The following is a 12,943-nucleotide window of genomic DNA, read 5'->3' as shown; positions in this document are numbered from 1 at the left end:
CGCTCCCATCACTATTTTGACATCCTATATACTGGCTTCAGTAATAGCTTCAAAATCTTACTGCCCCAAAAAGCAAATACCGTCGTTCCGGTCCATGAGCTGCGCTTATCTTGGCTGTATTGATCGTTGATCATATAGGTTCGAGTCGAAATAGGACTCTTCAGACCGAACTGTTCCCATTTCTCGGGATCATTCGAACCTCCAAGTTTTCTAAGCATATTTGCCGACTCATGATCTATTTTAGCCGGAATTTGCTCGAATGCTTGGGTGATTTGCGTATGAAACTCGTCGATTGGGTTACGACTGGTAATGCTCTCGAGATGAATGCTTTCACGAATGTAAGAAACGTATGCCAGATGGTCAGCCCAGAACTCGTCGATATAAAAAAGCCGTACACGCCGCTCCGATGGACTCATCAGTCTCTCAGCTTTCAAAATTCCGAACCGTTCTTCATATAGAATTCGCCTCTGATCCTCCACCATATCCGAATAACAGTTCAATTCCCGCTGAATATCGAAGTTTTGACCTATAATAACGCGCTGGATATGCTCGATTTTGCTGTGAAGCGCCGGATCATCAAGAACCTCGTCCTGATTTGGGGCGCGAAACAGTTTATGAATGCCAAAGCGAAGCATCAACTCGTCCTCCAGGCTAATATAAAATACGGAAGACCCAGGGTCACCTTGGCGGCCGCAACGTCCGCGCAACTGGTCGTCAATCCGCATGCTTTCGTTCACATATGTACCTATCACGTATAATCCGCCCAGTTTGGCAACCACTTCTGCCTGTGCGGGATTACCGCCGCCGAGACGAATGTCGACGCCGCGCCCTGCCATATTCGTAGATACCGTTACCGCGCCTATTTCTCCCGCTTTAGCGATGATTTCGGCTTCTTTTGCATCGTTTTTTGCATTCAGAACCTGGCAAGGTACGCCAGCAACGGAAAGCGCCTCCGCGAGCATATCAGATTCCTCGACGCTTGACGTACCAATAAGAATGGGGCGTCCTACCCTATGGACGGAAGAGATTTCTTGTACAAGCGCCTTATATTTGGCTTCTTTATGGGTGTAAATTCGGTGTTTGTGGTCGATCCGTATGTTTGGCTGGTTTGGCGGTATTTGCACGACTTGCAGCGCATAGATATCCTCAAATTCCATTGCTGAAGCATGCGCCGTAGCCGTCATTCCGCAAATTCCCGAATACAGGCTAATAAAATGTTGAATGGTGATCGTGCCGAGAATTCTCCCACCTGCCTTCCACTGCAACCCTTCTTTTGCCACCAGCGCAGCTTGCAGCCCGTCCGGCAAATACCTGTTTTCGGCCACACGACCTGTATGTTCTTCGATTAGCTCGATTACACCGTCCCTGACGATGTAATCGACGTCTTTTTTTAATAACGATTCCACATGCAGCGCACAATTCAATGACGTTAACCAATGACTGTTATGGCTATCGTACAGATTGCCGCATCCCAGCAGCAACTCTGCTTTTGCAGCACCCGCTTCATTCAAGTAAACGTTTCGTTGGAACTCGTCAAAATCGTAATGCTCTCCTGGCTGCAGCTGCCGGGCCACTTCTGCGAAAAGAACGCCATCACTTTTGGAAGCACTCGAATCGCCACTAATGACTAACGGCACTCGTGCTTCATCAAGAAGCAATGAATCTGCTTCGTCGACGATGACGTAATGGAAAGGACGATGCACGGTATCAGCTTCATTAAATGCGATTGTGTCGCGCAAATAATCGAACCCTGCTTCTTTAGCTGTAACATAGGTTATGTCCTTGGCGTAAGCTTCCCGTTTCTCGAACAGGCTCATGCCCGCTTGAACCGAGCTTACCGTTAACCCGAGGAAGCGATAGATCGTTCCCATCCACGCTGCATCTCGATTTGCCAAGTAGTCGTTAAAAGTAAGCACATGAACGCCTTTGCCTGTCAAAGCGTTGAGATAAACAGGCATAACAGCAGAGAGTGTTTTTCCTTCACCGGTATGCTGCTCGATCAAAAATCTTTCGTGCAAAGCGATAGCAGCCATAATCTGGACATCATACGGCTGTAATCCGAGTGTTCTCTTCGCAGCCTCGCAGACTAAAGCATAAGCATCAACAAGCAGTTCATCCAAAGGCGTGCCTGATCTTGCTTCTTCTTGCAGCCGAAGCGATTCCGCTTGCAGGCGCTGATCGTCCCAAGTTTCCAAATTACGTTTCCTTATAAGTACCACTCTGTCTCGATAATCTTTCAACAAACGCCGGGTATCGCGCTCTTTAAGTTCACGTATCAACTTGACGACTACATTCATCGGAATTTGATTCCTCCTTAGTAGAAATAAGTTGTGAAAAGAAAAGACTCCATATGGAGTCTTTTCTGTAAATGATTAACGTGCCACTCAAACTATTCGTTATAAGAGAAACCTACATTACTTCTCCGATGGGAGTGGTGTAAAGAGCAGATTCACCGGCAGGTTGCTTCCCGGCGCGGCAGAGAATAGAATCGTTACGCTCTCTCCAGTTAACCCGGTGCGGTAAAGAACGCTTTGTTCACTTGAATTGGCAACCGCAACGTTACCATCGGCAATCGATACCAACTGATTGTTCACTAGAGCTACTCCGGAGTACTTCCCTCCACGAGGGTTAAAGGAGATAAGCGTACGCGGTGCAACATTGGTCAGCGTGATTTTGTACAATACGCCAAAATTACCCGCATTGGATGCGTCTGTGTATGCCATCGGATCTGTTCCTACCAGATTGGGATCGCTTGAATTGTCACCAAGTGGCAGACGGGCAGGTTTGATTCCCACGTGCTCATCGTACTTTATAACGCGAGTCGCATTCGGGTACGTACCCCGGTTGTGCACTCCGTCACGATCAAGCACAGGTAGCAATGGCAGAGCCTCGAACGGATCTTTATTTTCTTCCACCAGGATAACGTTATAGTCTAAGGAATAATCGCTATAAGCGTCCGAATAGAGAGAGATGACTTGTCCTTCTTTCATCGGCGTTTTATTAAGTTCGGTCAAAATGAGTTTGCTTTCTCCAGGTTGAAGGTACTCTTTCTTTTGATCCGCTCCAGTCTGAATCGACTTGAACCATTTATCAATAGACAATTTCCCAGCTACGGTAGCATACGGAGTAGGTCCGGCAAAGCCCATATTCTGTTGTTCAAATACTGCCGGATTTGGGTTGTTATTGGTTGCAATCACATACATTTTTACTCTTTTGCCTGTATTGTTCACGTGGTGAATCATGAAACGGGTCTGCCCCAAAGATGATTCTTTATATACAATGCCTTCCGTATTCACAGTTTCCGGACTGTTACTGCGGATCAGCAAACTTGGCTCATCCATGTACGTATAAGGCACTTTCTCCATCGTAGTCACTTCGCCGCCGTTAAAGGTGAATTTCTGTCCTACCGGCGTGAAGAGTAAATTGAAGTCGGTAAATGAATATAAGGTCTCATTGGTTATGGTGATGACTTTGGAGTACGTGTTCGTAGCACCGTGATTGTCAGTAACTGTAAGTGTCACCGTTTTTGGACCCGGTTCAAAGAACGCAAGTGAATTGTTCTCCCACGCCGCTTTAACAATATTATTTTCATCATCTGTACTTTGGTCTGTGTATGTTATTTTTTCGCCCATTTTATACTCTTCTTTATCCGTGGCGAACATGGCTACAGGAGGAAGATTAGGAGCCAAAACTTCAATCGTAGTTGAATAGGGATCGCTCCATTGACCATTGGAATCCTGTACTTGATATGAAATCGTATATGTACCTGCTTGATCAAATGAATCCTGGCGACCAGTCCAGCGTTCGTCAACGATATCCATTCCATTAGGTGAACTGGAAGAAGTCACGTAGTCTACTTGATCACCCGCAAAAATTTCCTTTTGGGAAATGGTAAAGCTTGCAACAGGTTTTGTATTAAGATTCAACACAACCGTTTTAGCCGACTGATTCACTTTATAGGTGATGTTCAGAGCTTGAGTAATGGAAGTTAACGGCACCATGAATGTACTTTTTTGCTGATAAGCAGGGCCTTTCATCGTTCTGGTCTCTCCATTTACCGTATAGTCCTTGCTGTTAGTTTTGAATCGGAGTTCATCCTCACCACTAATAATGATGGTTTCCTTGGTTTTGTTATCGTATTTGACGCCATATCCCACACGGTCAACCAACGCACGGATTGCAACATAGGATACACCGTTTTTTACAGCCATTGGCTGTCCAGCAAGATACGTTTTTCCATCCTGCTCCATTTTGTTGCTATTCATGTACAACGTCAGATTTCCACCTGCTACTGCAGGAGACGTCCCATCAACGGATGGTTGCTCTATCTGAGCAGGCGTAGCTGGCGTTTCAACCTTCTCAGGGGTCTCTCCCCCATCCAATGCAGGTTTCTCGCTGTCTGTTTTAGGTGTTGCCTCAGTGCCGGTTGAGGTTTGAGTGTCCTTGGCTTCAGTGGGCGGAGTATTGATAGATTTGTTATTGCTCTCCGTCTTCACTTCACGCTCTGCAATCGGCTGCTCTTGCTGTAACACCTCAACTGATTCTACATTGGCTGTGTTTACTGACGTGGTGTCACCTTGCGGTGCTGATTGCGCACTCACAGAACCAACTGCAAATGCTTGAAAAACGGCTAAAGCGGTAAAAATGGATAATTTCTTCTTCATATTCATGTGTTGTCTTTGGCTCCTTCTACTCTCTAGTAATGTATAACCCCTCAAAAAGTCATAATATTAGACGCTAGATTTAGGAAAAAGTTTCTAATTGAATTGTAAATTATGGATTTTTGTGCAACTATTTTTTCAATGTTTGGTTATAAGTTCTTTGAATAAGAAGCGTCTATTGCATAATAGTCTTGATTTTGCACAAGATAATCCATGTCGCATTTTATAAAGAGGTGGATCAATGACCCCAACCAATCAGGCTTTTTCTGAATTAAAAATGAATATTTCTTATGTTGAACAGTCCCTCTACTGTACTGATGATTTGAAACAACAACAGCTTCTACTTAATGGTGTTCAGAGTGTGCTTCTCTATATCGATTCACTTGTAGATCAGGAGATCATTCAAACACATGTCTTAACAGCACTGAATGGCCAAGCTCATTCGGAAATCTACCCATCGTTCACCACTTTAGAAAGTCGAAAAGATACGGATCTGCAACGTGGAATAGATTCACTTATTCAAGGGAAATGTCTTTACATAATCGACGGGCACCCGGAGTTTTACATTCTTTCTACCGAGAAAATGTATGTCCGAAGCACAACCGAACCGGAGAATGAAGGCGTTATTCGAGGGCCGCACAATGGATTCGTAGAGCAGCTTTCGGTTAATTTGAATCTGATCCGTAGACAAATTATTAGTCCATCCTTAATCGTTCGATATTTTAACGTCGGCGAGAAGACACATACCAAAATTGCAGTTGTATATCTTCAAGACTTGGCCAATCCGGAGTTAGTGAACGAAGTAAAAGAGCGAATCACGTCCATATCTTCAGATATGGTGCTCGCTCCAGGTTTTATTGAAGAGTTTATGGAGGATAACCCCTTCTCTCTGTTTCCCCAGCAGCTCAATACAGAAAGACCTGACCGGGTTATTGCCAACTTGATGGAAGGACGTGTCGCCATACTTGCCGAAGGAAGTCCTTCAGCTCTTATTGCTCCAGTTACGTTTTTTGCTTTTTATCAAAGTCCGGATGATTATCATGGTCGCTGGATTGTCAGTTCCTTTTTACGTTTAATTCGCATGATGAGTTTTGTCATTGCTTTTACATTACCTGCTGTTTATATTGCAACCATCTCTTTTCACTCCGCCATTTTACCGATCGAACTGGCACACACGATCAAGAAATCATTACAGAACATCCCCTTTCCTGCACTTGTAGAGGCAATGTTACTTGAACTGATCTTTGAAGTATTAAGAGAAGCCGGGGTCCGACTTCCCAGCCGTGTGGGCCAGACCATCGGCATCGTTGGCGGTTTGGTTATCGGAGATGCTATCGTTCGTGCGGGGCTTGTATCCTATACAATGATTATTGTGGTTTCACTAACCGCTATCTCGTCGTTTTTGGTGCCTTCGCATGAGATGAGTTCGGCAGTCCGTATTCTCCGCTTTCCAATGATGATTGGAGCGGCGCTTTTTGGATATATCGGCATCGCATTTGGTCTGGTGATTCTAACCATTCACCTCTGTAAGATGGAAAACTTCGGATCGCCTTATTTTGCTCCAGTGGCCCCTTTCCGATTAGCTGACATGAAGGATGTATGGATTCGATTTCCCATCTGGGCGCTTCGCGGGCGTCCTCATGATGCCCGCCCGCAGCGGCTGAATCAGCAGAAGTTCTCTAGGAGTTGGAAAAAACGTGAATAAGGAAACAACAATCACTCGGGGACAACTATTCTTGCTCATTTTGAAATTTGAGATCGGTGTAGATATTCTGTCCCTCCCTTACCGTATACACCTTATCTCTAAAGGCGGAGGATGGATTTCTGTTTTTCTTGGAGGGTTCCTGATCCAACTTGTCATACTGTTGTGCTGGCTTTTGATGCGAAGATTCCCGAGTTCATCCATTTATGACATTGTAACGCTGATTACGGGGAAATGGATTGGCAAGTTGCTGATCATTGCCTACGTTGGATATTTCCTGTTAATGGGTACTTCTGTCCTGGTGAACGCCTACGGTGTGATTAACCGCTGGATGCTGCAGGATACGCCGCGTTGGGCTATATTAGCCCTCTTTTTATTCAGCAGTATCTATTTGGTTCGGCAAAAATTACGAATCATTGCCCGAGTACTTGTACTCATCTCCTTTTTGGTCTTGCCCATGATGGTATTGATCAGTTATGGACTCAAGGAGATCAATCTGTTATATCTTTTGCCTTTAACCGAAGCAGGATGGTCCAATATCATTAGTGGATCAACCGAAACATTAATGGCCATGTTCGGATTCGAGTTTTTTCTCGTTGTGTTTCCTATGGTTGAAGGTAGCAGCGGTGGCAAACTCAAGTCTGTTGCTTTAGCAAGTGCTGTAGTCGTGGTGTTGTACGCATTCACCGTGTTCATTTGTTCAACGGCGTTCAGCCCCCAGCAACTTGACCTAATGCCTGAACCGGTCATTTATCTGCTCCGCTCGATCCCACTCGGGACAATGGATCGGGCCGATTTCCTGTTCCTCCCTATCTGGTTAATTTCAATTTTCGGGGCCATATGTGGTTATTACTATACGGCATCCTATGGTATAAGTTATCTCTTCAAACAAAAACACCATAAAAAAGCTGTGCCTTATGTCGTTCTTGCTTCTTGTGTAATTGCCTATCTGCCACAACAGCGGGAAAAACTGGAGTTGATTAGTACGATAGCCAACAGATCGGCTTACTTTTTTCTCATGATCCTGCCTCTGCTACTGTTGGTTCTATCTTATATAATGAAACGAAAAGAGAAGATGTTATGAGTAAACTAGGAAAAATCCTTGTCCTGCCAATCCTGCTTATGGTGATGACGGGATGCTGGGATCAGGATAGTTTGAAAGATGCCAGACTGGCTAATGCTTCAGCGTATGATATCACTTCAGAGGGTGAAATTAAACAGACGCTTGAAATTGTCGATGATTCTGAGAGTCAACAAGGGACCAGCGGTAATGAAGTCCACTCAGGTACCGGGAGATCCGTCCGACAAAGCACGGATAGAATTCGCGCTAAAGTGACGGGTGATATCCGTTTCTTCAAATATGGGATGATCTTATACGGCAACAAACTCGCACAAAATGATATCTACCCCTACTTGGATGTCTTATATCGGGAACCTGATTACCCGACCTCACATGTGAAAATTGCGATTGTGGATGGAGAGGCCGGCGATTTGTTACACCAAAAAAGAGTGGGCAGCATATTGATTGGTGAGTTTATAACGAAAAAAATTAAGAGTTTGGAGGAATTATGCATTTTTCCTGAAATGACGCTGGAAACCCTTCTCCCACCCATGCTGGATCCGGGACAGGACTTTACGTTGCCTTATCTATTTAAGAATGGAGAGGAAATTGATGCGCGAGGAATCGCTCTTTTTCACGGGCAAAGGTTCAGTGGGAGTCTTAATATCGAACAGGCTCCCCTTTACGTTATTATGAGTGGTAAATGGAATAAAACAGCGCGATTTGTCAAAAAGATTCATCCTGGTCCTTCCAATAATCCACGGAACTATATCACTTACGAAGCGAATACCAAAAAAATCAAACGTAAACTCGCGGTAAAGGTTGCACATGATAGCCAAATTGATGTGAATCTCCATATCGAACTTCCAGTAACTATTGTTGAGTATGCAATGAATCACCTTCAGGAAAAGGAAACGATTGAACGTCTGAACCGCAAGTTATCCGATGTCATGACTCAGGACGCAGAACTAATTATCAAGACACTTCAGCAAAGTGGTTGTGATTCCTTCGGTATTGGCAGACATTTAATAGCCCATCACCCGGACTTGTGGAAAAGCTTAGACTGGAATCAACAGTATGCGCAAGTTCGTTTTCACCCGGAAATAAAGGTTACAATAGTCGGCAGCGGCGTTTTAAATTAATAACATGCTGTCGTGCAATTGGAAAAGCTCTCTTCCATTTGGAAGAGAGCTTTATCCTTCATATTCAACTCAAAAGTCTTCAGATCTCCACGTCTTATCCATTCCTTACAACAGGTATCCACATTTCACCATATACCAAACCGTTTTTCTCTCCCATTTCAACTGTTGTATTCGGACCGCCAACATAGGCATAATCCTTTTCTACGGGGAGGGCTTGACCAAAGGCAATGCCAGTAAGCATATTACTGAGCGCATCAGCCGTCTCTGCTTCACCCTTCACAACAAGGTATTCTCCCTTAGGAAATTGGATTACTCTCGTTGCTTCTGGCAGAGATTGTTCTGTCAAAACGCCAGCATAATGCATCATCTTGTTATTCACTGCTTCGTTTACAGCAAAAATGTAGTCATTAGTAGCTAGGGACTTTAATGTGTCCAGGCTTCCATCCTCTTTCACAGTGGACCAAAAATCCGCCTTCTCCTTGCTGATGCCAGCATAGTCTGTGTAGTCGCTTTTAAGCTCTGTTCCAATACCTAAAACGATAAAACTGTCTTTTTCTTCGAAATGATAATTACTCATGGTTTACACCGTCCTCTTTAAATTTTCAATTGATTTGTGTTTTCACTTGATAGGTTTATAATAACCTTAAATCATGTCAGAATATGATACTGTTTAGGGGGCCCAATGAAGAAAGTTGAACGCATAAATATCATCACGCGGTATATCAATAACCGTGCACATTTTACCATCTCTGAAATCATGCGAGAATTTAACATTTCTCGTTCAACAGCCATTCGAGATATCAGAGAAATTGAAGCCATGGGAATGCCACTTGTCGCTGAAGTTGGGCGGGACGGGGGTTATTTTGTCATGAACAACTCCCTCCTGCCCACGGTCCGGTTTACCGATAATGAAATCAAAGCGTTATTCATTGCCTTTATGGCGACTAGAAATCAACAACTTCCTTATCTGAAGAGTCGTCAATCTTTGGCTGAAAAATTATTGGGCCTTATCTCAGAAAATCAGCAAGATGACCTTGTGCATTTGAATCAAATATTGCTATTTGAAGGGACCAATCCCCATAATCCAGACTTACTTGATCTGTCAGACCTGCCTCACCCTACCTTGGAAAAACTCATCCAAATTCTGCTTATAGAACGTTATTTGTTAGTTACTGTCCAAGAAGAGAAGAAAACAAAGTCCTATCCTATCGTTCTCTTGCACCTTCATCATCAAAAAGGACATTGGATCATTGAAGGTTTTGACTTGGAGGAAGAAAAAAGACGAATTGTATCAGTGGACAACCTCATCCATGTCGAAGCATACCCGACGAAAAAAGGAGTGAGTACAAAAAAGATTGTAGAAAAACTAAAACGAAATACACAGGAAGAGGTCATCAACCTTGTCCTGGAACTTGGCCCAAAAGCGATTGCTCAATATAAAAAGTACCATCCTTTAAAATTTTCAATTGCCTATACGAATCCGTACCAAACGACAGCCCTCCTAAAGGCATTTGTGAATGTTCATAACTCAGACGAATTAACCGAAATCACCAATTGGTTGCTTTTTCTAGGTGAAGATATCAAGGTTAAGGAAATTCCGGAAGAAGTCCTGAATGCCGTACAAGAGAGAATAAGTTTATTCTGCCCTTAAACCAAAAAAAGCCGCTATCGCAGCGACTTGTGATGGAATCATATTCATATTCATTCATGTCTCACGCTAATGCTTGGCGAGCTGTTCCTTCTTTACTAAAAGTCAGCATTAGACTGGGCATGATTAGGTGTATGCTGCGAGATTTTTTTAACGAGTAAAAAATAAGTTACAATCGCAATAATACTGGTCATTAATAAAGTGAGTCCTAACGGGACGGCAGTGTCCTCACCTGCGATCCCGACCAGAGGAGCAACCAGTGCACCGAGAAGAAAAGGAACAACTCCGAGCAGTGCTGCTGCACTTCCCGCCATCTTAGCTTGACTCTCCATGGCAAGCGGGAATGCCGCTGTAGACGTAATGCCGATCGAGCAAACAAAAAAGAACAACGGAATGACCAAAGCGAAAAGCGGACCGTGAACCAGAGTCACCACCAAGGCAGCAACACTTGCTATTAAAGCAAGCCATAGTCCCGATAATAGAAGTGTCTGCTCAGGTATACGTTTGGCCAATCGACCCACGATTTGAGATCCGATGATCAAGCTGATGCCGTTCGAAGCAAACAATATAGCAAATACCGTGGGTGTGACTCCATATATATTTTGGTAAATAAATGGTGTTCCCGCCACATAAGCAAAGACCCCTGCCGTCATGATTCCCTGTGCCAGCATGTAACCAACAAATTTGCGATCACGCAGAAGCATTCTGTAATTACCCAATTGCTGTTTGAAGTCAGGAACCATACGTCTTTCGACGGGGTGTGTTTCTTTTAAGCTCCACTTTGTCATGATTAATAAGAAAATCCCCAGAAATGAAAGAGAGATAAATACACCAACCCATGTTGTGAAGGAAAGAATGCCACTTCCCGCGATCGGTGCTGCCAAAGGCCCCAAATTCCCTACAAGCAACAGCAAAGAGAAAAATTTAGTGAGTTCATGTCCACTATATAAATCTCTAGCTATCGCACGGGAAATGACAATTCCAGCGGATGCCGCAAATCCTTGCGTGAAACGAAACAATATCAATAGTCCGATATTCGGAGCAAAGGCACATGCCAAGGAGCAAATGATGTAGGCAGCCATGCAGATCAACAATGGTCTACGTCTACCGTACGCGTCACTCAAAGGACCCATAACAAGTTGTCCTACACCTAGTCCTAATAAACAAGCAGTAAGACTAAATTGTACAAGGGATGCCGTTGTATTCATATTTTGTGCAATCTCCGGAAAAGCCGGTAAATACATATCAATCGTAAATGGACCTAATGTAGAAAATAAACCTAGTAGTATTGCGAGTCCAAAAACATTCCAATTCGTGCTCTTCGCCATAATAAATAAAATCTCCAATTCCTTATATAATTTGCAAGCCTAATCGGAGTATAAGACATAGAGTTAACTGTAGGTCAAGTCTTAAGACCATTAAAACCAAAAAAAGCCGCTTATTAAGCGACTTTGAATGGAAAACCATTAAATTGTGTAACTTTTCCGATCTGAACCCATATGACTCATAATCATTTCGGCAGCTCGCTTGTAACCGCCTGCCTGCCTTAAAGATTCACCAATGAGGTAAGCCTGCCGTCTATAAAGTGAATTGTGTAGTACTTCTGTTAATGCCTCTCTCAAATTAGTTGCACTGAGGTTATGTTTATTTAAAGTAATACCCGCGCCGAGCTCCTGTACCCGATTGGCGACAAGAGGCTGATCCGATGTTAATGGAATCATCACCATCGGAACGTTGTAATATAACGCCTCACTTGTGCTGTTCATTCCAGCATGTGTAATAAAAACATCGGTATGCTGCAGCATGTCCAACTGGGCAATGTATGGCTTGACGATAAAATTAGGAGGTATTTGATCAGCCAGTGACCCCATATCCGTGTATTTTCCTGAAGATAAAACAACATTCACGGGTAGAACCCCTAATGCTTCAAAGCAAAGCTGATAGAAATCCAAATTCTTATTTAAGATCGTACCCATAGCAATGTACACGGTTTGCGGGTACCGTTCACGAAGCAGCTCAAACGAGAAGGTTGGAGCATCTTGACGTGTTATGATCGAAGGACCCGTGAAAATAAAACGATCATCCAGCTTTTCTGCCTGCGGCTGAAAATAACGGCTGGTGTACACGAGCTTTAACTGACCTGTATGCGCCGGAATCTCTTCCATGGCTGGAATACTCACTTGAAACTCTTCTGCTAACTCCGTTGTAATCTTCATTGTAGCCTCATAAAGCTCCTTCGTCTCCATCTCATTCAGAACTGAGCTAGACCCCAGAGGCTCCACAAAAGCAAAGGACGCAATCGAGCACACCGCAGGAATTCCCAGTTTTTCTGCAAGAATAGTCCCTCCCCATCCCATCAGGGAATCAAAGATCATATAATCAAACTTTTGATCCTCGACCACCTTCAGCACATTGGGGATGATCCTCCGAATAATACTTACCATCATATAAATGAACTGATACGGATGCTTGTATTCCTGGGGTTTCAACACCGGATCATGAGAGAAGGCATCTTGTGGAAACGGATAGGTAATGATCTGGGCACCGGTTTGTTCAATTCGGGAACGGTACTCCTCCGTGCACACATAGATGACTTCCTCACCATTGTCTATCAACTGAGTAACTAATCCTAACGATGGATTCACATGTCCTTCAGCTGGAGTAATGACTACTAATACACGTGCCATCTTACCCACCTCCCAATGCAATTAGTCCCCCCGTTCTTCGTGA

9 protein-coding genes are annotated in these 12,943 nt (G+C 43.9%); 4 read left to right on the top strand and 5 right to left on the bottom strand.

Annotation, left to right across the window (positions count from 1 at the left end; translation table 11 throughout):
- Window positions 1–11: 11 nt before the first annotated feature.
- Complete coding sequence (locus QNO02_RS15410; protein WP_289389190.1) at window positions 12–2,297, bottom strand: preprotein translocase subunit SecA; 2,286 nt, start codon at window positions 2,295–2,297, stop codon at window positions 12–14.
- Between the two features lie 117 nt (window positions 2,298–2,414).
- Window positions 2,415–4,670: a copper amine oxidase N-terminal domain-containing protein gene (locus QNO02_RS15405; protein WP_289389189.1), complete on the bottom strand. Its 2,256-nt coding sequence runs from the start codon at window positions 4,668–4,670 to the stop codon at window positions 2,415–2,417.
- A 232-nt stretch (window positions 4,671–4,902) separates the two neighbouring features.
- Here QNO02_RS15405 and QNO02_RS15400 point away from each other — a divergent pair, with 232 nt between their 5' ends.
- From QNO02_RS15400 to QNO02_RS15390, 3 genes are read left to right on the top strand one after another with little or no spacing between them, the layout of a single operon-like run.
- Window positions 4,903–6,366, top strand: a complete 1,464-nt coding sequence (locus QNO02_RS15400) for a spore germination protein (protein ID WP_047843073.1) — start codon at window positions 4,903–4,905, stop codon at window positions 6,364–6,366.
- On the top strand, window positions 6,359–7,447 hold the full coding sequence (locus QNO02_RS15395) for a GerAB/ArcD/ProY family transporter (protein ID WP_289389188.1): 1,089 nt from the start codon (window positions 6,359–6,361) through the stop codon (window positions 7,445–7,447). The genes QNO02_RS15400 and QNO02_RS15395 overlap by 8 nt, the downstream gene beginning before the upstream one ends.
- Window positions 7,444–8,565: a Ger(x)C family spore germination protein gene (locus QNO02_RS15390; RefSeq protein ID WP_353959065.1), complete on the top strand. Its 1,122-nt coding sequence runs from the start codon at window positions 7,444–7,446 to the stop codon at window positions 8,563–8,565. The genes QNO02_RS15395 and QNO02_RS15390 overlap by 4 nt, the downstream gene beginning before the upstream one ends.
- Before the next feature lie 94 nt (window positions 8,566–8,659).
- On the opposite strand, the gene QNO02_RS15385 is transcribed toward QNO02_RS15390, so the two are convergent.
- Entirely contained in the window at window positions 8,660–9,142 is a 483-nt protein-coding gene (locus QNO02_RS15385) for a GyrI-like domain-containing protein (protein WP_289389186.1), read from the bottom strand.
- Window positions 9,143–9,247: 105 nt separating this feature from the next.
- Between QNO02_RS15385 and QNO02_RS15380 the strand changes: the two genes are divergently transcribed.
- Window positions 9,248–10,216 (top strand): helix-turn-helix transcriptional regulator, encoded by a 969-nt coding sequence (locus QNO02_RS15380; protein ID WP_289389184.1) that lies wholly within the window; start codon window positions 9,248–9,250, stop codon window positions 10,214–10,216.
- A 95-nt stretch (window positions 10,217–10,311) separates the two neighbouring features.
- On the opposite strand, the gene QNO02_RS15375 is transcribed toward QNO02_RS15380, so the two are convergent.
- A complete protein-coding gene (locus QNO02_RS15375; RefSeq protein ID WP_289389183.1) occupies window positions 10,312–11,541 on the bottom strand; it encodes a multidrug effflux MFS transporter in 1,230 nt (409 codons plus the stop codon).
- A gap of 138 nt (window positions 11,542–11,679) precedes the next feature.
- Window positions 11,680–12,900 (bottom strand): macrolide family glycosyltransferase, encoded by a 1,221-nt coding sequence (locus QNO02_RS15370; protein WP_289389182.1) that lies wholly within the window; start codon window positions 12,898–12,900, stop codon window positions 11,680–11,682.
- Window positions 12,901–12,943 lie beyond the last annotated feature (43 nt).

This window comes from Paenibacillus sp. PK1-4R (genome assembly GCF_030369595.1).
In the GTDB taxonomy this organism is placed as follows: domain Bacteria; phylum Bacillota; class Bacilli; order Paenibacillales; family Paenibacillaceae; genus Paenibacillus.
This window is presented reverse-complemented; position numbering and strand designations above follow the sequence as displayed.